Origin of the sequence: Streptomyces viridochromogenes (assembly GCF_001270495.1) — a bacterium.
GTDB classification, from domain to species: domain Bacteria; phylum Actinomycetota; class Actinomycetes; order Streptomycetales; family Streptomycetaceae; genus Streptomyces; species Streptomyces viridochromogenes_A.
The window spans coordinates 109,487-132,940 of the sequence record NZ_LGUR01000061.1 but is presented as its reverse complement, the minus strand read 5'-3'; the positions used below and the strand labels follow the sequence as shown (position 1 = coordinate 132,940).

17 protein-coding genes and 2 pseudogenes are annotated in these 23,454 nt (G+C 68.4%); 9 read left to right on the top strand and 10 right to left on the bottom strand.

Translation table 11 applies throughout. From position 1 onward, the window contains the following. Both ADK36_RS08710 and ADK36_RS08705 read left to right on the top strand, forming a co-directional pair. Positions 1-457 (top strand): annotated as a pseudogene (locus tag ADK36_RS08710) (DUF4162 domain-containing protein); the annotation flags it as partial. Further along, positions 454-1,248, top strand: a complete 795-nt coding sequence (locus tag ADK36_RS08705; RefSeq protein WP_048582862.1) for an ABC transporter permease — start codon at positions 454-456, stop codon at positions 1,246-1,248. The pseudogene ADK36_RS08710 and the gene ADK36_RS08705, both read left to right, overlap by 4 nt. Here ADK36_RS08705 and ADK36_RS08700 read toward each other — a convergent pair. Beyond that, a complete protein-coding gene (locus ADK36_RS08700) occupies positions 1,226-4,360 on the bottom strand; it encodes an ATP-binding protein (RefSeq protein WP_053196924.1) in 3,135 nt (1,044 codons plus the stop codon). The two genes, ADK36_RS08705 and ADK36_RS08700, sit on opposite strands and share 23 nt — an antisense overlap. A 120-nt stretch (positions 4,361-4,480) precedes the next feature. On the opposite strand from ADK36_RS08700, the gene ADK36_RS08695 reads away from it, so the two are divergent. After that, positions 4,481-5,956 (top strand): flavin-containing monooxygenase, encoded by a 1,476-nt coding sequence (locus ADK36_RS08695; protein WP_078942757.1) that lies wholly within the window; start codon positions 4,481-4,483, stop codon positions 5,954-5,956. Positions 5,957-6,035: 79 nt separating this feature from the next. Here ADK36_RS08695 and ADK36_RS08690 read toward each other — a convergent pair whose 3' ends face one another. Continuing rightward, positions 6,036-6,740, bottom strand: a complete 705-nt coding sequence (locus ADK36_RS08690; RefSeq protein WP_048582859.1) for a 2-phosphosulfolactate phosphatase — start codon at positions 6,738-6,740, stop codon at positions 6,036-6,038. A 212-nt stretch (positions 6,741-6,952) separates the two neighbouring features. On the opposite strand from ADK36_RS08690, the gene ADK36_RS50035 reads away from it, so the two are divergent. Then, the gene (locus ADK36_RS50035) at positions 6,953-7,438 is read left to right on the top strand and encodes a hypothetical protein (protein ID WP_234329719.1); all 486 of its coding nucleotides are present in this window, start codon (positions 6,953-6,955) and stop codon (positions 7,436-7,438) included. Continuing rightward, positions 7,425-7,550: pseudogene (locus ADK36_RS50030) on the top strand (cytochrome P450); the annotation flags it as partial. The gene ADK36_RS50035 and the pseudogene ADK36_RS50030, both read left to right, overlap by 14 nt. Positions 7,551-7,733: 183 nt before the next feature. On the opposite strand, the gene ADK36_RS08680 reads toward ADK36_RS50030, so the two are convergent. Further along, positions 7,734-8,162, bottom strand: a complete 429-nt coding sequence (locus ADK36_RS08680) for a VOC family protein (protein ID WP_053196920.1) — start codon at positions 8,160-8,162, stop codon at positions 7,734-7,736. Positions 8,163-8,424: 262 nt separating this feature from the next. Here ADK36_RS08680 and ADK36_RS08675 point away from each other — a divergent pair, with 262 nt between their 5' ends. Further along, positions 8,425-9,777: an MATE family efflux transporter gene (locus ADK36_RS08675; RefSeq protein ID WP_053196918.1), complete on the top strand. Its 1,353-nt coding sequence runs from the start codon at positions 8,425-8,427 to the stop codon at positions 9,775-9,777. A 400-nt stretch (positions 9,778-10,177) separates the two neighbouring features. Here the strand turns inward: ADK36_RS08675 and ADK36_RS08670 are convergent, their stop codons facing one another. Beyond that, entirely contained in the window at positions 10,178-11,422 is a 1,245-nt protein-coding gene (locus ADK36_RS08670) for a helix-turn-helix domain-containing protein (RefSeq protein ID WP_159029198.1), read from the bottom strand. Between the two features lie 682 nt (positions 11,423-12,104). Here ADK36_RS08670 and ADK36_RS45995 point away from each other — a divergent pair. The 3 genes from ADK36_RS45995 (at position 12,105) to ADK36_RS08660 (ending at position 18,182) form a co-directional block, all read left to right on the top strand. Continuing rightward, complete coding sequence (locus tag ADK36_RS45995) at positions 12,105-13,451, top strand: condensation domain-containing protein (protein ID WP_159391097.1); 1,347 nt, start codon at positions 12,105-12,107, stop codon at positions 13,449-13,451. Positions 13,452-13,486: 35 nt separating this feature from the next. Continuing rightward, the gene (locus tag ADK36_RS08665) at positions 13,487-14,188 is read left to right on the top strand and encodes a TetR/AcrR family transcriptional regulator (protein WP_048582855.1); all 702 of its coding nucleotides are present in this window, start codon (positions 13,487-13,489) and stop codon (positions 14,186-14,188) included. A gap of 205 nt (positions 14,189-14,393) precedes the next feature. Next, positions 14,394-18,182, top strand: a complete 3,789-nt coding sequence (locus ADK36_RS08660) for an ABC transporter ATP-binding protein (RefSeq protein WP_048582854.1) — start codon at positions 14,394-14,396, stop codon at positions 18,180-18,182. A 9-nt stretch (positions 18,183-18,191) separates the two neighbouring features. On the opposite strand, the gene ADK36_RS08655 is transcribed toward ADK36_RS08660, so the two are convergent. From ADK36_RS08655 to ADK36_RS08630, 6 genes are read right to left on the bottom strand one after another with little or no spacing between them, the layout of a single operon-like run. After that, positions 18,192-19,367, bottom strand: a complete 1,176-nt coding sequence (locus ADK36_RS08655) for an acyl-CoA dehydrogenase family protein (RefSeq protein WP_048582853.1) — start codon at positions 19,365-19,367, stop codon at positions 18,192-18,194. Then, positions 19,364-19,627, bottom strand: coding sequence for a phosphopantetheine-binding protein (locus tag ADK36_RS50025; RefSeq protein ID WP_048582852.1), 264 nt, complete (start codon positions 19,625-19,627; stop codon positions 19,364-19,366). The genes ADK36_RS08655 and ADK36_RS50025 overlap by 4 nt, the downstream gene beginning before the upstream one ends. Continuing rightward, on the bottom strand, positions 19,624-20,883 hold the full coding sequence (locus ADK36_RS08645; protein ID WP_048582851.1) for a hypothetical protein: 1,260 nt from the start codon (positions 20,881-20,883) through the stop codon (positions 19,624-19,626). Before ADK36_RS08645 ends, ADK36_RS50025 begins: the two co-directional genes overlap by 4 nt. Next, a complete protein-coding gene (locus tag ADK36_RS08640; RefSeq protein ID WP_053196916.1) occupies positions 20,880-22,445 on the bottom strand; it encodes a class I adenylate-forming enzyme family protein in 1,566 nt (521 codons plus the stop codon). Before ADK36_RS08640 ends, ADK36_RS08645 begins: the two co-directional genes overlap by 4 nt. Then, positions 22,442-23,164 (bottom strand): LuxR C-terminal-related transcriptional regulator, encoded by a 723-nt coding sequence (locus tag ADK36_RS08635; protein ID WP_078916341.1) that lies wholly within the window; start codon positions 23,162-23,164, stop codon positions 22,442-22,444. Before ADK36_RS08635 ends, ADK36_RS08640 begins: the two co-directional genes overlap by 4 nt. Further along, positions 23,161-23,391: a hypothetical protein gene (locus ADK36_RS08630; protein WP_048582848.1), complete on the bottom strand. Its 231-nt coding sequence runs from the start codon at positions 23,389-23,391 to the stop codon at positions 23,161-23,163. The genes ADK36_RS08635 and ADK36_RS08630 overlap by 4 nt, the downstream gene beginning before the upstream one ends. Positions 23,392-23,454: the final 63 nt, after the last annotated feature.

Sequence of the window (23,454 nt, the reverse complement as noted above, 5' to 3'; positions counted from 1 at the left end):
CCCGCGCTCCCGGCACAACATGTGGCAGATCATCCGCGAGCTGGTCGCCGACGGCGTCACCGTCTTCCTCACCACCCAGTACCTGGAGGAGGCCGACCAACTCGCCGACCGTATCGCCGTCCTCAACGGCGGCAAGCTCGTCGCCCACGGCACCGCCGAGGAACTGAAGCGCCTCGTCCCCGGCGGCCACGTACGACTGCGCTTCGCCGACCCGGTGGCGTACGAACGGGCGGCCACCGCACTGCGCGAGACGACCCGCGACGACGACGCCCTCACCCTCCAGATCCCCAGCGGCGGCAGCCAGCGCGAGCTGCGCGCCATCCTCGACTGGCTCGACGCGGCCGGAGTCGAGGCCGACGACCTGTCCGTGCACACCCCCGACCTGGACGACGTGTTCTTCGCCCTGACCGCGAGCGTCGCCCCCGCCCCGTCCAGCGCCAAGGAGACCGTCCGATGAGCACCGCCGGCCACCCGTTCCGCGACAACGTCACCATGCTGCGGCGCAACCTCCTGCACGCGCGCCGCTACCCCTCCCTGACCCTGAACCTCCTGCTCACCCCGGTCATCCTGCTGCTCCTCTTCGTCTACATCTTCGGCGACACCATGAGCGCGGGCATCACCGGCGGCCCCGGGGACCGTAGCGAGTACATCGCCTACATCGTTCCCGGCATCCTGCTCATGACCATCGGCGGGACCGCGATCGGCACCGCGGTGTCCGTGGCCTCCGACATGACCGAGGGCATCATCGCCCGCTTCCGCACCATGGCGATCTCCCGCGCCTCCGTGCTGATCGGCCATGTCGTCGGGAGTGTGATCCAGACGCTGATGGCGCTCGCGGTGGTGCTGGGCGTCGGGCTGGCCATCGGCTTCCGCCCCGACGCCACGCCGGTGGAGTGGCTCGTGGCGGTCGGGCTGCTGGCGTTGGTCAGCGTCTCGCTGATCTGGATCGCGGTCGGCATGGGACTGGTGAGCCCCAACGCCGAAGGGGCCAGCAACCTCGCGCTGCCCCTGATGGTGCTGCCGCTCCTGTCCAGCGCGTTCGTGCCGGTGGACGCCATGCCGGGCTGGTTCCGCTGGTTCGCCGAGTACCAGCCCTTCTCGCCCGCCATCGAGACCCTGCGCGGACTGCTGCTGGGCAGCGAGATCGGCACCAGGAACGCGGTGCTCACCGTCGGCTGGTGCCTGGGCCTGACCGTGCTGGGCTACTTCTGGTCCAAGGCGCGGTTCAACCGTGAGCCGGGGAGCTGAGCTCGCGCAGCGCCTCCGCCCGCAACTCCTCCCGCCCCAGGGCGGCGTACGCCCGGTGAGCCTCGGCGTACGCCGCCTTGTCGGCGTTCTCGACCGCCTGCCGGGACCGGGCCGAGGACAGGGTCGGGAACTCCCGCCCCACCAGCATCCGTTCCGCCAGCGCCACCAGCCGTACGGCCGTCGTGTCGCCCCGGGCCAGCCCCGCGAAGCCGAGTGACAGCAGGACGGTGCCGTAGACCGGGAACTCCGCCGGGGACTTGTCGTCGAAGCCGCCGGTCAGCATCCCCAGCAGCCGTTCCCGCAGCTCGTCGGCGAGTCCGGCCACCGGCTCCAGGCGGCCGTGCTGGGCGTGCGCCGCGAGCGCGGCCGAACGCACCGCCAGCGACCACGGCTCCACGAACGGATCGTCGGCGTGCGGCGGGACGGCCTCCCGCGTGCGCACCACCGCCTGCCGCCACAGCCCGAGCCCGGTCTCGGTCAGCCCCCGGGCCAGCGCGATCTCCGCCCGGGACGACAGGTCGGGGGTGAAGACCTGCAAGCCCTCCGGCGGCGGGTCCAGCGTGGCGAGCCCCAGCCAGTACTCGGCCTCGTCGATCTCCCCACGCTCCAAAGACGCCTGCACCAGGCCCCAGCGCACACCGACCGAGTCCCACCGGTCGCCGAACTCGTCGAGCGTGCCGAGCAGGGCGCGCAGATGGTCGTACGCCTCCTCGGCCCGCCCGGACTGGAGGCACAGTTCGCTGATCCGGCCGTGGCTGAGCAGCATCATGGACGGGTTGCCGAGCGGGCCCAGGGTGTCGATCATCCGGCGGGCGCACTCCAGCGCGCGCTCCGGCTCGTGCTCGGCCTCCCACACATAGCTGGCCACACATGTCGCGAGCCCCGCCAGCAGGGGCTCCTCGGCGTCGCAGAGCTCCTGAAGCCGGGCGTACCGCGGCGGATGCATGTCCGGTACGGCGTTCAGGACCAGGGCCAGCGCCCGCAGCAGGGTGTCCGGCGGGGCGGGCGGCAGTCGGCGCAGCGTGACGAACTGCCGTACGGCGCGTGCGCCGCGCCCCATGAAGAGCGTGCCGGCGCACACCGCGGCTGCGCTGCGGGCCGGTTCGACATCGTCGGGGCCCGGCCGGAAGTGCGACAGCGGCCCGCCGGTCTCGGCGGCGAGGGCGGCGAGCCGGGCGTAGTTGGTGTCGGTGGCCCACAGCGAGGCCAGTACGGCGGTGACCGCCGCGGTGGTGGGGCCGTCGGACCGGGCCAGCGCGTACCGCAGCGCCAGGACGAGGTTGTCCTGCTCCGCCCGGATACGCAGCCGGGCGGGCAGTTGGTCGCCGGTGAACAGCACATCGTGATGCGCACGGCCGAAGTCCCGCGCCCAGCAAAGGAACCGGTCGGTCACCGCCTCCTCCTCCCCGGCCTCGGCGCGTCTGGCCGCGCTGAACTCCCGCAGGGTCTCCAGCATGTGGAAGCGCACTCCGGAAGGGCCGTCGCCCACCTTGACCAGGGACTGGTCGGCCAGCTGTTCCAGCAGCGTCAACGCGTCGGCGCTCTCGCCGAGCACGTCCTGCGCCGCGTCCTCGCCGAAGCCGCCGGGAAACACCGACAGCGCCCGCAGCGCCGCCCGGCCGTCGGGTTCAAGCAGATTCCAGCTCCACTCGACCACGGCCCGCAGCGTGCGATGCCGTTCGGGTGCGTCGCGGGCGCCGCCGCGCAGCAGCGTGAAGCGGTCCCGGAGCCGACGGGAGATGTCGGCCACGGACAGCACCCGCACCCGGGCCGCGGCGAGTTCCACGGCGAGCGGCAGCCCGTCCAGGTGCCGGCAGATGTCGGCGACCGTGCCCTCGGGCAGTTCCACACCGGGCCGGGCAGCCCGCGCCCGCTGCTCGAAGAGCTCGACCGAGGTCGCCAGGGACAGCTCCGGCAGGGTGTACACGGACTCCGAGGTCAGCCCCAGCGGAGCCCGGCTGGTGGCCAGGATCCGCAGCTCCTTCGACCGCGAGACCAGCGCCTGTACGAGCGCCGCCGCACCGGAGACCACCTGCTCGCAGTTGTCCAGCACCAGCAGGGTGGGCCCCGTGCCCAGCGCGGCCACGATGCCGGAGACCGCGTCGCCTGCGGCGAACTGCCGGGTCTCTCCCGCACCGACAGCCGAGGCCACCTCACCCGCCACGTCGTCGTCGGTGGTGACGCCGGCCAGCGCCACGAAGTGCACCACAGGCTGCTCGGCCGCCCGGCTCACCGCGTGGGAGAGCCGGGTCTTGCCCAGCCCTCCCGGGCCCACGACCGTGACCACCCGGGCCGTGCGCAACAGCCCCGCCACGGCGGTGACATCGGCTTCCCGCCCCACCAGCGGGTTCGGCTCGTGCGGCACACCGTGGCGGACCGGCGCCACGTCCGCGCTCAGCAACTCCTGGTACGTGGCCCTGAGTTCAGCTCCCGGATCGGTACCCAGCTCCTCACGCAGTCCGCGGCGATAGGCGTCGTACCGGGTCAGCGCCGCCGCCCGGCCCGCGGTGGCGGCCTCGCAGCGCAGCAGCTCCGTCAACACCTCCTCGTCCCGCGGCGACTCCTCCGCCAGCCCGGCCAGCGGCGCGGCGGCCTCCTCCCGCCGCCCCAGCCGGGCGAGAGCCAGCGCGCGGGAGCGGACCAGCGAACGGTGCGCCCGGAACCGATCACTGCGCAGCGCCACCACGGGATCGTGCAGATCCTCTCCGTCCCCCGCACCCACGCCGCCGTCCCACAGACCCAGCCCCGCCTCGGCCTGCGTCAGGGAGCCCTCGTGATCGCCCGCCCGCGCCCGCTCGGCACTCGCCGCCTCGTGCAGCAGCAGCGCGGAACTGTCCACCCGCGCCTCGTCCAGCGCCAGCCGATAGCCCGTCGGCATACTCACGACCAGCTCGGCACCCACCTGCGCCCTGAGCCGCGACACCAGGATCTGCACCGCCTTGCCCGGCCGCTCCGGCAACTCCTCCGGCCACAGCCCCTCCACCAGCCGACCCGTGCTGCACCCGGTGCGCAGATCGCCCGCGAGCAGCGCCAGCAGCGCGCGAAGCCGGGGCGCGGTGATCTCCCGTCCACGACAGGCGACTCGGGGCAGCAGGATCAACTCGGTCGTCACCCGTGAAGGTTAGCCAGCGGAACGCCGGACGCACCCGATGGACGGCCGTCTTGCGCGGTCGCCTGGGGCCGGGATGATGAGTGAGCCGGCCGTACCCGTCTCCGAGGAGAGTGACAGCCGATGAGAGCGTGTGTGGTCGGGGCCGGCCCCGGGGGAATCGTCAGCGCCAAGGTGCTGCTGGAGAACGGCTTCGACGTCACCGTCCTCGACAAGTTCCAGCAGGTCGGCGGTACCTGGTCGGCAGGAGGCTGCTACGACGGGCTGGCCAACCAGGCCAGTCGGCGCCTCTTCGAATTCGCGGACCTGCCCAACCGGTTGCACTTCGCCGGCGCGGTGGACACGCAGCGCTACCTGGAGAACTACGCCGAGACGTTCGGTGTGCTGGACCGCGTCCGACCCGGCACCGAGGTGGTCTCCATCCGGCCGGTGGAGGGGCCGGGGCGGCCGGGCGCCTCCGGCTGGTGGATCGAGTCCCGGCCCACGGGGGAGGGGACAGCGGACGTCCGGCGCGAACGATACGACTACGTCGTCGTCGCCAGCGGGGCTCATCACCACGCCCGGTTGCCCGAGTTGCCGGGGCGAGCGGCGTTCCACGGGACCGTGCTGCACTCCAACGAAGTGCGGGCCGGCACCTTCGCCGGGCGGCGCGTGGTCGTCGTAGGGGGCGGCAAGTCCGCGTTGGACCTGGTCACCCGTGCCGCAGGCGAGGCGACCTCGGCCACCCTCGTGCAGCGCAAGGTGAACTGGATGGTCCCCGAGCGGCTCCTGTTCGGTCTGGTCGGCTACAAGTGGATCCTGTTCACCCGGTTCGGCGAGGCACTCCTGCCCCGCTACCACGATCCGGCCTGCGTCCGTCCGGTCGACCGCATCGACGACCGGGTCAAGCGAGCTCTGTGGTGGGTCATCACCCGCGACATGCTGTTCTCCGCCGGCTTCTACCGGCTGCCGAAGCAACTGCGGCCCGATCGAGCGCTCCCCTTCCACCTGGCCCACGCGGGAGTGATGCCACGCGGCTACGTCCGGGCCGTCCGCCGTGGTCTGATCGCCCCCAAGGTCGGTGCCCTGGAGGCGTACACCGACCAGGGGCTGCGGCTGGCGACCGGCGAGGAAGTGGCCGCGGACGTCATCGTGTTCGCCACGGGGCACCACAAGGTCTTCCCGTTCCTGGACCCAGGAGTGACGGTGCACGACTCGGCCGGGCGGCTGCGGCTCCACCGGGGCATCGTGCCTCCCGGCGCCGACCGGCTGGGGTTCATCGGCTTCCGGCAGGTCTTCAACAACATCATGGGCGTGGAACTCTCCGCCCACTGGCTGACCCGCCATTTCCGGGCGACGCTGCGCACCACCCCGAGCGAGCAGGAGATGGAGGAAGCCATCGACGCCCGCCTGGCCTGGCAGGAAAGGGTGCTGCCAGGCTCCGGCGGCTACGACTTCGGCCCCTACGACATCCACTGCGCGGACGAACTCCTGCACGACATGGGGCTGCCGTCCCGCCGCGTCGGCAACCTACTGGCCGAATACCTGCTGCCCGCCGGAGTCGCCCACCGCTACGCGGGCCTGACCCGATCGGATTCGACGGGCCGCCAGGTGTATTGATCACGAGCGTTGGCTTGGCAACGTGGGCCGGTCTTGACCGCGGGGGAAGGCCCCCGTGTGTGGTGGAGGTGTCGAATCCTCACCGCATCGAGGCGTCGCCGGTCAGCCCAGGCATGGCGTGGGGACGCAGGACCATGAGCGAGCCTTCCAAGGCCGCCACCATGGCAAAGGGGAAGCGGTCGAGCTCAAGACAGAGTGCGACGTCATCAGGGTGGACTCCTCGACGCACACCCGCCGCGAGTTCGGCGGCGGCACGCGACGCGGCGGCGCGGCGGAGGAACCCGGCGGCGTCCGTCCCGGCCCCGACGGCTCTGCCGGCGATGTATTGAGCACACGCCAGGTCTTCGTCGGCCTGTCCGTCTTCGCCGGTGACCAGGAACGTGACACTGTCGCACCCGCGCGCCGACAGGAGCCGAGCCGTTGCCTCCGCCACGACGAAGCTGGCGCACAGCACCAGCGCCGCCTCCTTGACCGCGAGGGCTCCGACCGTCCCTGCCGTGGTCTTCTGCACAACGGTCCGTCCGTCGAGGTCGACAGACCGCAGCAGCCCAGGCGAGTTGACGGCGTCGAACCCGGGCGCGGGCGGACCGTCCTTGAGCGTCACCCAATCCGGGTGGCGAACCTTGAGCGCCAGAGCGTCGTCCAGCGACTCGGCCAGAACGATCTTCTCCGCCCCCTGGGCGAAGGCCCAGGCGGCCACGGTGAAAGCACGCATCACGTCGACCACGACGGCCACGGGCGGGGCTTCGGCGACCTCAGCGGTGCCAAGGAAACGAGCGTCCATTCCGATCATGCTCGCGCATGCCCGACCCGAACAGCCCGGAGAGTGATGCGCATCACGTCGATGATCTCGGACGCCCTGTCCACTTTCACGCCCAACCGCGGTTGTCATCTTCGATCATGATCGAGGTCCCGAGGTCCCGAGGTCCCGAGGTCCCGAGGTCCCGAGGTCCCGAGGTCCCGAGGTCCCGAGGTCCCGAGGTCCCGAGGTTCGCGATGAGGGGTGCCGACTCCTTCCCGCTCGGTGCCGCGACCACGCTCGCCGAACTCGCGCGGGACCCGCACCCACGACTGGCGCTGCTCCGTGCTCACGAGCCCGTGTCCTGGCTGCCCGAGCTGGACGGCTGGCTGGTGACCCGCCGCGACCTCGCCCTGGACGTGATGCGCGACGCCGCGACCTTCACTGTCGACGATCCCCGGTTCTCGACCGCGCAGGTCGTCGGACCGAGCATGCTGTCCCTGGACGGTGCCGAGCACGCCCGTCACCGTGGGCCCTTCAACCCTCCCTTCCGGCCCCGGGCGGTGCGTGACGGCTTCGCGGCGTTCATCGAGCGGGAGACCGACCGGCTGATCACCGGCCTGGAACCGGCGGGCGGCGCCGAGTTGCGACGAGCCTTCGCCGGTCCGCTAGCCGTCGCCGTCGTCACGCGAGCACTGGGGCTGGAGGGCACCAACGAACCCGGCCGCCATCCGCCGAGGTGACCGCGTCACCGTCTCCCTGGCCGGCGCCAACCGCGACCCGGCTGTCTTCATCGACCCCGACCGGTTCGACGTCCGCCGCGAGAACGCCCGTCTCCAGCTGGCCTTCGCACATGGCCCGCATCACTGCATCGCCGCGCATCTCGCAAGGCGGGAGACCCGCATCGCCCTCCAACGTTCCTCGCCCGCCTGCCCGGCCTGCGCCTGGACCCGGCCCACCCCACCATCCCCCACGGCCTGGTCTTCCGTAAGCCGCCCACCCTGCACGTGCTGTGGTGACCGCCGTCTCACAGGACGCTCAGTCGAGACAGAACTCGTTGCCCTCGATGTCCTGCATCACGATGCACGAGTCGTTGCCGTCATACAGCAGCCGCACACGTACCGCGCCGAGCGCGACCAGTCGTACGCACTCCGCTTCGAGCGTGGCGAGGCGCTCTTCCCCCACGAGCCCTGTGCCGACCCGCACGTCAAGATGCACCCGGTTCTTGACGACCTTCCCTTCGGGAACGCGCTGAAAGAACAGTCGCGGCCCCACACCTGAGGGATCACTGCACGCGAACCACGAACCCTGTTTCTCGGGCGGCAGAGAGCTGTCGAACTCGTCCCAAGTGGCGAACCCCGACGGCGGCGGCGCTACGACGTACCCCAACACCTCGCACCAGAAGCGAGCGACGCGCTCAGGTTCTGCGCAGTCGAAGGTGACTTGGAACTGCTTGATCGATGACATCGGCGCACCATAACAGGGGTCTCCGCTGCTCATCTCCCGGTAGGGATCCGCATGTTCGGGGTTGTCCGTCGTTCCGGACGCTTTCCAGTTCATGACGGCAGAGCCATCCGCCACCCTCATCGCCCGGCACCGGCTCGCGCGGCTCGGCCGCGTACCGGACACCCCCGCTGTGTACCACCCTTGGCGAGGACGATCGGGCGCTGGAGCGGAAAGCGGGGGCGCCGCAACAGAAAGCAAGCGGGCCGAACCGACAGGAAGACCCATGACCGGAACCACCACGACCGAGCGGCGGCAGAACGCCTTCAGCAGGATCGCGACGACCGCGCTGCCGCTCTACCTCACGATGGTCGCGTCCTCCGCCGGAGCCCTGGTGGACGCCGCCCTGCTCGGCAGACACGCGACCTCCTCACTCGCCGCGTTCGCCGTGTCCATCGCCGTCTACAGCCCGGCCACCGCCACGGTCACCGGAGCCCTGCGCGGCGTCATGCCGTTCGTCAGCCGGCACGAGGACGACCCCGACCATATGGCCCCGCTGGTCCGCAACGGAATGTGGCTGGGGTTCATCGTCGGCCTGCTCGGCGCCGCCGCCGTCGCCGGGGTGTCGGTCATCGGACGTGCGACCGGCGTACCCGAGTCCACCCTCGACCATCTCGGCGTGTTCCCCTACCTGTTGGCCGTCGCCGTACTGTCGACGTCGGTGGGCGCCTCCGCGATCTCCGTCCTGGTCGCCCTCGGACAGGGCAAGCTCGTCATGCGGGCCGGACTCGTCGGCACCGCCGTCGCCGTGCTGCTGTCGATCGGGCTCATCGCGGGCACCGGGCCCCTGCCGGCCCTGGGGCTGAACGGAGCCGGCATCGCCATGCTGACGGCCAGCCTCGTCACCACCATCCGGGTCCAACTCGCCCTGCACCGCCTTCCGGTGCTGGCCGGCCAGTCACTGCGCCCCGGACGCCCCGACCTGCCGCGGGTGTTCCGGCTCGCCAGGGTCGGCATCCCGCTCGCGGGAACCGTGCTCATCAAGTTCGTGGTCCTCGGCGTGCTGACGTTCGCCGCCGCCCGGCTCGGAACCGAACAGGCCGCCGTGCACGGGGCGTCCGAGACGCTGGTCAACTTGATCTACACGCTTGCCGTGGCGATCGGACAGGCGACCGTCCCCATCGTGGCGGGCGCCGCACGCGACGCCGACGTCGCAGGGGCCCGGCGCAGTGTCATCGCGGGCGGCGGCGTCGCGCTGTGCGGCGTCGGTACCCTCGGTCTCCTCCTCGTGGTCTTCGGCCACTGGATCGTCCCCCTCTTCAGCGAGGACGCCGCCCTGCGGCCGCAGCTGGAGGATCAGCTTCCGCTCGTGTTCGCCGTCGTGGTCACCGACGCCCTCCAGGCGATCGCCGGCTTCGGCATGCTCGGGCTGAAGCGGACCTTCCCGAGCCTGGTCTCCACAGCCGTCTTCTTCGGCCTGCTGTGCCTGAGCGCGGTCCCGGTGGCCGACGCGGGCGGACTCACCGCCCTGTGGGCCGCCCTGATCTGCGCGAACCTCCTCCAAGCGGTCACCAAGGCCGTCATCTTCCACCGGCACAGCGCGCGTCTCGCCGCCGAGCAGCCCGGCCTCGCCACCTGACGCCCCTTCCTACTCCGACCGGAAGTGATCCTCATGAGTGCTAGCCAGACCCCTCGCACGGCCCGCGTCGAGAACACTGCGGCCCGGAACTGGTCATGGCCCTGCTCGGGATCACGCGAGCCGGTCTCGTCTACGTCCGGTTCCTGCTACGCGGGCCGCGACGACGTGGACGAGGACGCCGTCGGCCACTTCGTGCGCCCGGTCCCGCTGCGGTTCTCGGGCGACCCGGACCCGCGCGGCCAGAGGCTGAGGTCCGTCTCCCAGGTCCCGCTCTCCATGCCGGCCGATGGCGGTACGGCGGTCGAGCTCAGTGGGACCCACGCGCCGTGGCCACGGCCTGCGTCCATCGCTTGCGCGACGTGCTCGTGTCCGATGCGGAACGTATGGCGAGTGCAAAGGACTATGCGTCGACCGGGATCGCGTGCTCCGCCGCGCTCAGCACGACGGACCGTACGCAGGACAGCACCCGGTACCGGTAAACGTCACCGCGGACGACTTGGACCAAGGAGTGGTCGGCGAGTTGTGCCAGCATTTGGACGATGTCCAGAGGTGGAAAAGGGGCAGGAGGCGCAGAGGAAGCGGAAGAAGGAAACCTCTCGATGTCCTGCAACGAGAACTCGCCGCTGATGGATGCGAGGCGGCTGAGGAACGAGCGAAGGGCGGGGTCCAGCAGTGCGAGGCTCCATTCCACGCTTCTGACGATGTCCCGCTGGTGCGGCAGTAGCGAGCCGTCGACGGACCTCAGCACCTCCAGTTTCGCGTCGTTCTCCAGCAGGGCCAGCAGATCTTCGAGGGAGACCGAGCGCAGCCGCTCTGCGGCGATCTCAAGGTAACGAGGTATGCCGTCGAGCAGCTGGCACAGCCTTTGCACCTGGGCTGGATCCATGGTGTCGGCCAGACCGGGGTACGAGGTCCTCGTGCGCTGCAGGACCAGCTCGACGGCCGGCGGCAGCCCGCCTCGCGCACAGGAAGAATCCGTGCGGAGCGGTGTGACCTCCCAAGTGCAAGCGGCGTCCATCGCGAGGCGGAGTCTGGAGGTGATGATCAGCCGCAGCCCGGGGTGATCGGAGAGGAGGCGCCGGCTCAGCCGGGTGACCGATGGGGCAAGGTGCTCGGCGTTGTCGAGAACAACCAGGTGGGAGGGGTGCAGACGCTCCTTCGTGACCGCGGCCGAGACCCGTTCGTAGCTCTGCCGCGGCTCGTCGCCCTCGGCGGGTAAGGAACCCAGGTCGATCACCGACACGCCATTGACCGGCCCGTCCGTCGCGGACTCGGCCAGCGCCATGGCCAGCCTGGTCTTTCCCACTCCACCCGGTCCCACGAGGACGACCAAGCGCCGCTCACGGATCACCCCGGAAAGGAACCGCAGGTCCTCGTCCCGGCCCACGAGTGCGTTCTGTGGGGATTTCGTACCGTTCCAGGGTGCTGCCAATCCGGCATGCGTTAGTTGCTTCATCAGGAATGCCTGTCTGCCCTCCGGGTCGAGGACCGAAGACAGGAGGCGCAGGGAGGCCCGGCGCGGATGACTCACCTTTCCGGTTTCCAGGTTTCTGATGGTGCGTACACTGACGCCGGAAAGCTCCGAGAGTTCCTCTTGCGTCCAACCGTTGCGTTGGCGCAGATTTAACAGCATCTCATTCAGCAAGGAATACATCCTCGTTCAATAAACCGCTTCGTCAATCTGGCCTGTCGGCACGAGGCGGATGTGCGTTCAGAGCGGAAGGCGCTACCCGGGAGGCGCAGGTCTAAGAAGCAGTCATACGCGTACGCCACCTCCCCCGGCCCTTTGGCTCCCCGTGAAGTCAGTCCGGTTGCATGAGCAGTTGGCGGCGATGTGTGTGGGGGGACTGGTTCCGGTCATCGTCTGCCGAGGTTAAGAGGGCCTTCGCGAGTTAAGCAAGCCCTTTCTCTTGACCCCTAGTAAAAATCTGTGCGCACGTCGTTACGTTAAGTCTCGTCAGGTGGGTGCGTGCCGCACGGTTGGCCTCCGAAAGTAGCGAAGTCGGACCAAAAGGTCGAAAAGATGACAGCTACTGATTTGTAGCCCCAGGGTTTCACCTGGGGCGCGGCAAACTCGCGGGGTTCGGATTTTACCAAAAATTGAGAAACTCTCGCTGTGTGAATGGCGTTGACAAGCGCTTTCTGGTCGGATTAGATATCACGGGCCATCAATTCTGCAATCGAAGGGGTGCTTCGGAAGTTGCAGAAACTGGAAGGATTAACCGGAGGCTGCGGACTTCTCGAGTCTCGATATGGACCCAATGACCCCTCTCGGATGCATGCGGCTTTGTCGTAGCAGTGGGGCAGGAAACCAAGAAGGGGCCAAAATGGACAAAATGACGATTCGCTTCGAAGGTGAGCGCGAGGCGATCGCACCCCTAACGTGGGCGCAGCGGAGGACTTGGCGAGGCTCTCGCCTCAAGTACCGGACGTTCGTGCATGTCCAACCTGTTCCACCAGGGAAAAGTCTCCGTGAAGTCGGTAACGCTGCCAAATGGGCATTCGAGGAGTTTGAGACCCTGCGAACGGTATTTCCGCTGGGTGCCGATGGCGATCCTTACCAGAAGGTGGAAAAGGTCGGATCGGTGGAGATCTCCATAATTCCGACCGAGGGATCTACCGTAGAAGCTGATATTCAAAGTGCAATACACCACCTCAAGGGAGAACGCTTTGATATCACGACCGAGTTCGGGGCCTTGTTCGCCATAGTGACTTGCGCCGAAGTTCCAAAGCACCTTATTTGCCTGGTTTCCCACCTTGCCGTTGATGGTCATGGTCGCAGGGCACTGGGAGAGGCGCTCGATAATCACTTTTCCGGGCAGTACGACCGGCCATCAGAGCCTCTGATGCAGCCGGTGGACCGGGCGCAGCTGGAGCAGTCGGCGAAGTGGCAAGAAAGGAATGCTCGCGCCCTCGAATACTGGAAGTCAGTTCTGGAAAGGCTTCCGCAGGACAGTAGTCGCTCAGCCTTAATGGATTCTTACGCACTCGGGGCTGCTGTTTCAGTCATCTCGAAGAAGTATGCAATGAGTACATCCGCTGTCTACCTAGCCGCTATTTCAGTGGTTGCCGGCGCACTCATCGGGCGGGACAAGTCCTCCTTCCTGTTGCCGGCCTCCAATCGCTTGAACCTGGAAGAGCGTTCGTTCGTCGGGGAGCTTGTGCAGTTTGCCCCCGGGGTACTGGAATCGCTCAACATGCCTTTCGAGGCAATAGTTAATGATGCTTGGAAAGCAAGTGCCAAGGGTTACAGATTCAGTCGCTACGATGAGCAGGCTCTTCAACTCATGCGCACAGACCTCGACGAAGGCAGTGAGTACAAGAGAGCTTTCGACTTCTCATTCAATGACATGAGAAATTCCACAGAAGGGGATGCGTATCGCGGAGCAATAGAAAAAATTCACGATCTCGCGAGGCAGACGAAGGTAGAGCTGCGCGAACGGGTGCCTCAAGGCGGAGCTCGTTTTCTTTCGTTCACCCTCTGGGGTGAAGGCAGCCAAACACTCTCGATCGCTGTTCACGACGCGTACTTCCCGGAGTTTCCCATCCGGCGCATTTTGCTGGCAATTGAGGCTCTAGTGGTCGGGGTGGCCGTGGAGGATGCAGAGCCACTGAATTCCCCCATGCGATTCGCGAGAGGTTACCTGACATCAGGGCAGGAAGGGGTGAAATAGAAGTGGCAGAACCGAGGAAGCTGGACCGTGCCAATATGGCAACTCAGCGTACTCGTACCCATGGCGTGAACCGGCCCGCGAGCGACCAGCCCGCCTTCCTGCTCGATGCGGCAGCAGAGATGTTCCTGGCCGTCGGCTTCGACAAGACCTCCATGAACGAGATCGCCGCTCGGGCTGGTGTCTCGAAGGCCACGGTCTATGCGTACTTCCGTGACAAGCTCGAACTTTTTCAAGCAGTGGTCCGACGGGGCGCGTCCAAGGTGAATTTCAGATTCGACCAAGCGTTGCTCGACTCATCACCGGACACCGAGGGAAAACTTTCCCGGGTCGCCCTGGTCCTCTTGGAATCCATGACCGAGCCCGAGCACCTGGACTTTCTACGGATCCTGGTTATGGAGCGCGACCGCATACCAGAGCCGTTGTGGATGGTGAACGAATTCGGCGTCGACCACGTCATCAACGTAGTAGCCGCTGTACTCAGCGAGGACGCCGCCGAGCATGGCTACTCCGTGCCGGAACTGAACACTTACGCTGCGTTGTTCATTCGAACGGCAGTGACCAGCGTCCAATTGTCCGCACTTCTCGACCCCGACTTCCCCCACGACCGCACAGTTCTCCAGACCAACGCCGACTGGATCACCGCGGTTTTCCTACGCGGAATCCGCCCACGGGACGGTGCTAGCAGTCAATCCCTGCCGTCCCCTCCCCCCGTCCATGGGGTGCCGTCCGCTCATTGAAGTGCGGTGTTGTGAAGAGCGGCCGAGGGAAAGAACACCCGCACCGCTCAGCCTCTCAGTCTCTGTCACAAACACCTGATTTAACACCAGCAATCCGACAGCGGGAGTGTCAGTGGAGAAGATTGCGATGACGGGGCGTCAGGCTGGACGCGGCCGTGGGCGGCCTTCTTGCCGGCCACCGCGTCGCCGGGCGGATCGGGAGTCGATGCCCGCAGAATCATCGGCAAGTCCGGGATGGGTTCGCCGTCTGTGGGCTCACATGCTCCGGCACCGCAAGGCAATGGTGCTCACACTGCTCGGCGCGGTACTCGGTAGCACCTGCATGATCACCACGCCCCTGGTCGTGCGGCAGATCATCGACGGCGTCATACTTACCCACGGATCGGGGTTATGGCCGTGGCTGACCCTGGTCCTCGCGCTCGGCGCCGCTACGGTCAGCTTCGAATTTCTCCGGCGTCTGTCCGGTGCCCGCCTTGCCCTGGAAGTCGAGTGCGACCTGCGCAATGGCATGCACGACCGCCTTCAGTCCATGGACGCGGAGAACCTCGACCGCATGCCGACGGGCCAGCTCGTCGGTCGAGCCAATTCCGATACCACCCTGGTCCAGGGACTGCTCAACTACTTCCCTTTCCTGAGCAGCGACGCCCTTCGGGTAGTGCTGGCGGTCGGGGTGATGCTCTTCCTGTCCCCGCTGCTGGCCATCGTCAGTATCGCCATCGTGCCAACGGTGCTCGCTCTCTCCTACAGAATGCGCTGGAAGGTGTTCCCCGCCACCTGGGACGCCCAGCAGCGCGTGGGCGACGTCGTCCAGATCGTCGACGAGGACCTCAACGGCGTCCGGGTCGTCAAGGCTTTCGGTCAGGAGCGGCAGGAACTCAAGCGAGTCGCCGAGGCGTCGCGGGCCCTTTACGGTTCGCAGATGCGCCTGGTGCGACTGCGGGCCCGCTACCAGCCGGTCCTGCAGGCCGTTCCGGTCTTCGGGCAGGTCGCCATCCTGGCCTTCGGCGGCTGGATGGTATTGCGCCACGAGATCACGCTGGGCACGTTCCTGGCCTTCTCCACCTACATCGCCCAACTCGTTCCCCCCGCCGGCCGCTTGGCCCGCTTCCCCATCATCGCGCAGCAAGCCAGGGCCGGTGTCGAGCGCATCTTCCAGCTCATCGACATGCGCCCTGCCATCGCCGACGCGCCCGACGCGACCAAACTGCCGGCTCTCCGCGGCGAGATCACCTTCTCCGGTGTTCATTTCTCCTACGGAGAAGGCGTCGAGGTGCTGCGCGGCGTCGACCTGCACATCCCGGCCGGGTCACGCGTCGCCATCGTGGGCCCGAGCGGGAGCGGCAAGTCGACCGCGGTAGCGCTGGTGTCGCGCATCTATGACCCGCAGCAGGGTGCCGTGCTCGTGGACGGCCACAACGTACGGGACGTGACTCTGCACTCCCTGCGCAGCCAGGTCGGCGTGGCGTTCGAGGAGAGCTTCCTGTTCTCCGAGTCGGTTCGCGACAACATCGCCTACGGCTGCCCGGGTGCCACTGACGCCGACATCGAGCAGGCGGCCCGTGCCGCAGGTGCTCACGACTTCATCATGGACCTGCCCCGCGGCTACCACACCGTGGTGGGGGAGCGGGGACAGAGCCTGTCGGGCGGGCAGCGTCAGCGGGTGGCCCTGGCCCGGGCACTGCTGTACGACCCCCGGGTCCTGATCCTCGACGACGCGACCAGCGCGGTGGATGCCTCCACCGAGGAGGCCATCCACGACTCCCTGCGCAAGGTGATGGCCGGGCGGACCACCATCCTGATCGCGCACCGCCGCTCGACCCTGCACCTCGCGGACCGGATCGTCGTCATGGACCACGGCCATGTCGTCGATACCGGCGCCCACGACGAGCTGATGGAGCGCAGTGCCCTCTACCGGTCACTGCTCAGCGGGGAGCCCGACGGGGACGCGGCCGACGGCGGTATCGAGACACTGGCATCCCTTTCCGGTACCGGCACGACCGCCACGGTGACGAACGAGAAGCGTCAGCCCGGCCAGGGCGACGGCGGCCTTGGCCGGCGAAGCGACGTGGCGTCAGCTCCCGAACCGCCGGGCGGCGCGGCACTCAAGCCGGTGCGCGACATTCCGGCCATCGACCTGGAGACCGAGTCACGCCGGGACCCCTCGTTCGGGCTGGGCCGGTTCCTGTCGGAATTCCGCCGCCCGCTCCTGCTCGGCCTGCTCCTGGTCGTTCTCGACGCGCTCGCCTCGCTGGCCGGCCCGTATCTGATCAAGAACGGCATCAACAGCGGTGTGCTGGCCGGATCAGAGGTCGCCCTCTTCACCGCATCGGGCATCTACCTGATGGTGGCCCTGGCCGACCTGATCGTTCAGATCGGCGGCACGTTCGTGGCCGGTAAGACCGCCCAGCGCATCATGCTGTCCCTGCGGATCCGGATCTGGGCCCAGCTGCAGCGGCTGTCCCTCGACTACTACGAGAGCGAGATGGCCGGACGGATCATGACTCGGATGACCACCGACGTCAATCAGTTCGAGTCGCTGATCGAGAACGGCCTGCTCTCCGCGATCGTCTCGCTGGTCACTTTCGCCGGCGTGGGTATAACGCTGTTCGTACTCAACCCCGAACTGGCAGCTGTCGTGCTCGCCCTCGTCGTCCCGCTCGCCATCGCGACTGTGCTGTACCGACGGCGTGGCAGCGTTCTCTACGGCCAGGCCAGGGAACGGATCGCTCTCGTCAACGCCGACTTCCAGGAGAGCCTGTCCGGGATACGCGAAGCCCAGGCGTTCGTCCACGAAGAGGCCGCCAAAGCCCAGTACCGCCGACTCGGCCGCGATTACATCGCCTCCCGAATCTCGGCCCAACGGCTGATGCTTGCCTATTTCCTGTTCGTGCAGTTCCTCCCGGACGCCGCCGTTGCCATCGTCCTGGGCGTGGGAGCCGGGATGGTCACGTCCGGGCACCTGACCTCGGGCGCTCTGATCGCGTTCATCCTCTACATCGACCTGTTCTTCTCACCCATCCAACAGTTCTCGCAGGTCTTCGACTCATGGCAGCAGACCCGGATCTCGGGGAACCGCATCGCTGACCTCATGAAGACCGACACCCTCACCCCCAACCCCGAGGATCCGGAGGAAACGGGTCACCTGTCGGGGGAGGTGGTCATCGACGACGTGCACTTCTCCTACCCGACCGTGGCGACCCGGCGCGGATCTGTCCCGGAACGCAGCGGCCCGCAAGATGTCCAGAGCCTTCAGCATGCCGACGCCCTGGCGGCCAGGCCACCCGAGGCGCTGCGCGGTATCAGCCTGCGCATTGCGTCCGGTGAGACGGTCGCGCTCGTCGGCGAAACAGGCGCGGGCAAGTCGACCATCATGAAGCTGGTGGCACGGTTCTACGATCCGGGCGAGGGCGCCATCCGCGTCGACGGCCACGATCTCCGCGCGCTCGACCTGCCGTCGTACCGGCGCCGGCTCGGCTACGTGCCGCAAGAAGCGTTCCTGTTCACCGGATCGGTCCGCGACAACATCGCCTACGGTCGGCCCGGCGCCAGCGACGCCGACGTCGAGGCGGCAGCGCGGGCGGTCGGAGCCCACGACTTCATCGCCGGGCTGCCCGGCGGCTATCTGTACCAACTGGCTGAACGTGGCCGGTCCCTGTCGGCCGGGCAGCGCCAGCTCATCGCACTGGCCAGGGCCGAGCTGGTCGACCCCGTCCTGCTCCTGCTGGACGAGGCCACCTCCAACCTCGACCTCGCCACCGAGGCCCGGGTCGCGGCGGCGATGCAGCGTGTCTCGAACGGCCGGACCACCATCGTGATCGCGCACCGCCTACAGACGGCCCGGACCGCGGACCGCATCCTCGTGCTCGATGCCGGCCGGATCATCGAGGCCGGGTCGCACGAGGAGTTGCTCGCCGCGGGCGGGAAGTACGCCTCGATGTGGGAGGCGTTCGAAACGGCCGGCCACGCCGGAGCACACACCGTGCTCGAAACGTAGGCCCCTGGGTCAGGCGAGGGTGACCGAGCGGTCCCACAGCGACAGCGCGCCGTTGGCCGTCCACAGCCTGTCGTTGGAGTAGTTCAGGCTCGCCGACCGCAGGTCTCTGAGCGCTCGCTCCAGTGGTACAGGGCTGCTCGACGAGTAGCCGGTGGACAGCCCGGCCAGCTCCACCATCCGGTCCACCGCGCGGAAGGAGAGGTCCGAGGCGGCCAGCTTGAGAGAGTTCAGATGGATCTGCAGCACCTCCGCGCGCACCTCGCGGGCACCTTCGCGAACCTCGGCGACCTCCTGGGTCACGCGCCCCAGGTAACCGTGGACGAGCTCCAGGTCGAGACGGATCCGAGCGAGTCGCTCCCGTACCAGGTCGGAGGTGAGGGCGGGGCCGCCCTTGCGCCGTGGGTCGCGCAGATGGCCGATGAGCTGGGCGAAAACATCCCGTGCGGCGCCGAGCCAGCACGCGGACAGTCCCAGGTGCGCCAGCGGAATGGCGCTCTCGGAGGCCACCGTGCGGAAGCCGCCGGGGCCACCGATCAGATTCCGTTCGGGCACGGTGCCGCTCAGTTTGAGCGAGACATTCTCCATGCCTCGCATGCCCAGAGTGTCCCAGTCCCCCGAACATTCGACGCTTACCTGGTCGCGTCCGGCGTACACCAACGAGACCTCGTGGCTGGGGGCGTCCGGGGCCGCCCGCATCGTCAGGAGGAAGCCGTCGGCGTGTGCGCCGCCCGAGACCACGGGGGCCCATCGGTCCAGGTGCAGCCCGTCCGCGCCCGGGACGATCGGGGACTGGGCCGAGACGAAGCTCCAGCCCTTGACCGCCTCGGTGGTGATCGACGCGAGATAGGTCTCCCCGCGTGCCACGGACGGCAGCAGCTCCTCCTTGAGTTCCCTCGTGCCGAAACGCACCACGGCATCGACCTGCTGACAGTGCATCGCCCAGATCGTCGCCGTGTTCAGGCAGGCGCCGCCCAGCCGTTGAGCGGTCCGCACCAGGCCCGACAGATCCCCGCCCCAGCCGCCGTACTCGACGGGTACGAGAAATCCGAGGAGTCCCGACCCGCGGACACTCGCCATGCCGTGGGCGGGGAAGGACGCCTCCTTGTCGGCGTGGGCGGCGTGCTTGCGCAGGGTTTCCAGTACGTCCGTCAGGACGTCGTCCACCGTCTGTCCGGAGGCCGTCATGCCCGCGGCTCCGCACTGGGCAGCCCGGAGACCGCCTGCCACAGGCTGCCGGCCGTGGCGAAGGTGACCGGCTGCAGCAACTCGTCCGGAATCTCCACGCCGTACGTCTCCTCCAGCATGAGCAGCAGTTCGACGCTGGCCATCGAGTCCAGTCCTGCCGCTGCCAGTTCCAGGTCGGCTCGTAGCGGCTCAGCGTCCGACAGGGTGCGCAACACGGAGCGCAGGATGGACTCGAATGCCGAGTCCCAGGGGGCCGTCATCTCTCTCTACCTTCCAGTGGTGTCTCGATCACTTCGAGCCGACGGACGTGCACCTCGGCGGCGCCGTCGACGACCACCTCCGTGGCCGGGGGGTGGCTCAGAAAGGCCAACAGGCTCGCGGTCAGGCCGTAGGCACCCGTGTTCGGTATGCGCAGTACGTCTCCCACCTTCAGCGAACCGAGGGGCGCCGACCGGCTGAGCACGTCGAGGGGGGTGCAGAGGGGGCCCACGAGGGTGACGGCTTCCCGGGCCGGCTCGCCGCCCGACGCCTCCCGCGTGTCGACACCGGCATCCGCGCCCGGTTCCGGAAGGGCGGCGGGGGCCATGATCCGGCCCAGTCCGGACATGCCGCCCAGCACGTTCGTCCCCGCGTCAAGGATCGCGTACGTCCTGTCGCCGCTGTGCTTGATGTCGAGCACGGTGGTCAGCAGGGTGCCGCAGGCGGCAGTGAGGTGGCGCCCCGATTCGAAGGCGATGACCGGACGGCCGTCCCGCCATCCGGGCAGGTGGCGGTCCAGAACCGACTCAAGCACCTCACGCAGGCCGCCGTAGTCCGGGAGGTCTCCCGGCTTGGCGAAGGGAGCGGCGAAGCCCCCTCCGAGATCGATCAGCTCGGGGTCGAAACCGGTTCTCTCCCGCAGGGCGGCGGCCGTCTCCACGCTCAACCGGAACTCCCGGGCCAGCGCGGCCGGGTCGGCGACGTTGGTGGCCGGAAAGAAGTGCAGCCCCACGGGACGCAGCCGGCCGGTGGCCCGGAACAGCCCGGGCTGGGCACAGGCTTGGTCGAAGTCGATGCCGAACTGCGAGGGCACTCCCGTCATCCGCAGCCCGGTGCTCCCTGCCGCTGGGCCGGGGGCGTTGATCCGTATCAGACAGCCGATCTCCTCCGCCTCTGCCTCGGCGGCCTCGGCGAGCCGGTCCCGCTCGGTGGCGGACTCGATGGAGAAGCGACGGACTCCGGACCGGATCGCGGTCCGCACCTCCTGGAGGGTCTTGCCGGGACCGGTGTAGAGGATGTCGGACGGAGACTGGGAAGCGGCCAGGGCCGCCCGCAGTTCGCCGGACGAGCTGATCTCGGCGTGCACGGCCAGATCCGTCAGCTCCCGCACGATCCGGGGGTGCGGATTCGCCTTCAGGGAGTAGTAGAGCCGGGACCCTTCGGGCAGTCCGCGCCGCAGTGCGGTGACTGCTTCCCGGACCTTCTCCAGCCGGTAGACGTACAAGGGGGTGCCGTAGCGGCCCGCGTAGTCGATCATGGCTTGGTGCCCGTCCGCGTCACGGGCGTCGAGGGTTCCGGCAGCTCCCGCTCGGCCTCGCGCAGCCGCCGCTTGTCCACCTTTCCGTGCGCTGTCTGCGGAAGCTGCTCCCGTACCCAGCAGTGGTCGGGAACCTTGGCGGGCTCCAGCCGTTCGGACAGTCCCCGCAGGACATCGGCGGGACCGGCCTCCGAGACCACCCACAGGTGCAACCTGCCGTCCGAGCCGGGCGGGTTGACCGCGGCCTGGACGACGCCGGGCACGTCGAGGGCGGCCGCCTCGATCTCGGCCGTACTGGTCCGCATGCCGCGCCGCTTGAAGATGTCGTCGTCCCGGCCGAGGAATGTCAGACGCCCCGCCGAGTCGAGCATCCCGAGGTCGCCCGTGAACAGAGCCCTCTCACCGGTGACCGGATGTGGGCGGTAGCGCTCGTCGGTGGGCCGGGGGGCCTGCCAGTAACCGTCCATCAGATGGGGTCCGCACACCACGATCTGGCCGGGCTGCCCCGGAGGCAGGACCGTCCCCGCCTCGTCCACGATGTCGACGGTCGTGCCGGGCAGCGCCGTGCCCACCGTGCCGGGAGCGCGCAGATCCTCGTCGGCACCGGCGATGGTGATCCGCTTGCACTCCGTCATGCCGTACATGAAGACGACCGCGGCTCCCGGGAACACGGACCGCAACTCCGCGGCCGTACCCGCCGTCAGCTCGGCACCCGTGTTGGTGATCAGACGCACCGGTGGCAGCTGCCGGCCCCGTCGCGCGAGCCGCAGCAGCAGGATCGCCAGCGTCGGAACCAGTGGCAGGACGGTCGCTCCGTACTGGGCGGCGAACTTCAGGACCGCCGGCTCGGGCTGATGGCCGGTCACCGCGAGAGCGGCTCCGGCCTGTGCGCAGAGGAAGACCTGATAGAGGCCGTAATCGAAGGAGAACGGAAGCCTGCAGTAGACGACGTCGTCCGGACGGTACGCCAGCCGGCTCGCCACCGCTGCCACCGCGAAGGCGATCTGTTCGTGCCGGCACACCACCGCCTTGGGCCGGGACGTGGATCCGGAGGTGTACATCAGCAGAGCGACGTCGGAGCGATCCGCCCGATCCGCGTGCGCGCGTGGCAGCGGGGCGGGCAGGTCCGCGAGAAGCTGCTCAACGGAGATCTGCCGGGCATCGCCCGCGGGGACGTCGCGGTCGTGTTCCTTCCGTTCCTCGTGCACGAAGAGGACCGGTCGACAGTCCTGCAGCAGCGCGGTGAGCTGGTACGGCCGCGACTCGGGGCTCACCGGAACGAACACAGCGCCGTACCGGATGACGCCGTACAACAGACCCACCACCGTACGGGAGTTGGGCAGGCAGACGACTACCCGGTCCCCCCGGAGAACGCCCTGGGCCCTCAGCCAGGCGCACACCGACCTGCTGAACCGGTCGAGTTCTCGGTACGTCCATACGGCGGTCTCGTCCCGGACCGCGACCGCGTCGGGCACCCGCTCGGCAGCCTTCGCCAGCCACTCGTACACCGGCCCGGTGCGCAAGGCCGCAGCCGTGTTCCCTTCGTGGACAGTGGCGGTCATCGGCGCTCACCTCGCGCCGCGGCCGCTCCGGACGGGGGGTCCGTGAGCAACCCCGCCTCCAGCGCGAACACGGCGGCAGCCGTACGGTTGGGCGTTCCCAGTTTCAACAGGATGTTGCCGACAAGCCGCTTGACGCCATGGTCGGAAATGCCGAGCTGCCGCGCTATCTGCTTGTTGCTCAACCCCTCCGTCAGGTGCATCAGGGTCTCCCGCTCGCGTTCCGTGAGCGGGGACAGCGGGAACCGGCCCCGGCCGGTCTCTTGCAGGGAGTCAACGAGCCGCCTGCCCAGTCGGAGCGGCATCGGCATCTCGTTCCTGGCCAGTTGCGCCAAGGCCCGGTCCAGGGTCTGCTCGGTCACTTCCTCCCGCAGCAGAAAGCCGTCGGCCGGCAGGGCGTTCACCGCCGTCGTCGAGGTCAGTTGTGACTCGTCGAGCAGGACCAGAACCCGTGGTGTAGGGCCGGAACGTCCAGACAGACAGGCACGCAGCGCGGCGGTCCGGGAACCCGAGACGACCAGCACGTCCGTCCGTCCCTGCGACAGGACGCGCGACAGTTCGGCGAGAGTGGCACAGCTGTGGGCGAGCCGGACGATCGCCAGCTCGCTCAGCTGCTTCTGCAGCCCCTTCCGCAGAAGTTCGTCCTCGACGAAGAGCGAGACGTGCAGGGCGTCCTGCTGGGCCATGGCCGGCGTGTTCGCCAGCGACGTTCCGTGTTTCATTCTGCAATCGCCTTGGTGAGAAGGGACTCGATTCCGAACGTCGGATCCCGCATCTCCACCGAGGTGCGGGTGAGTGGGGTCGGCTCGCCGCTCTCGACGGCCGTCGCCGGAGCGTGCGCCGTGATCGCGGTGTCAGCCTGCGCGGTGAGGCCGTCGTCGGTTCCCCGGGCTGAGCCGCCGCCGATGTCCAGGCGAAGCGGCAGGTACATGTGCCGGTTGTCGGGCATGAAAGTTCCTTCGGAGGGCGGTCGTGTCGGAATTCAGGCGTACGGCGAGCCACCAGCGGGAGC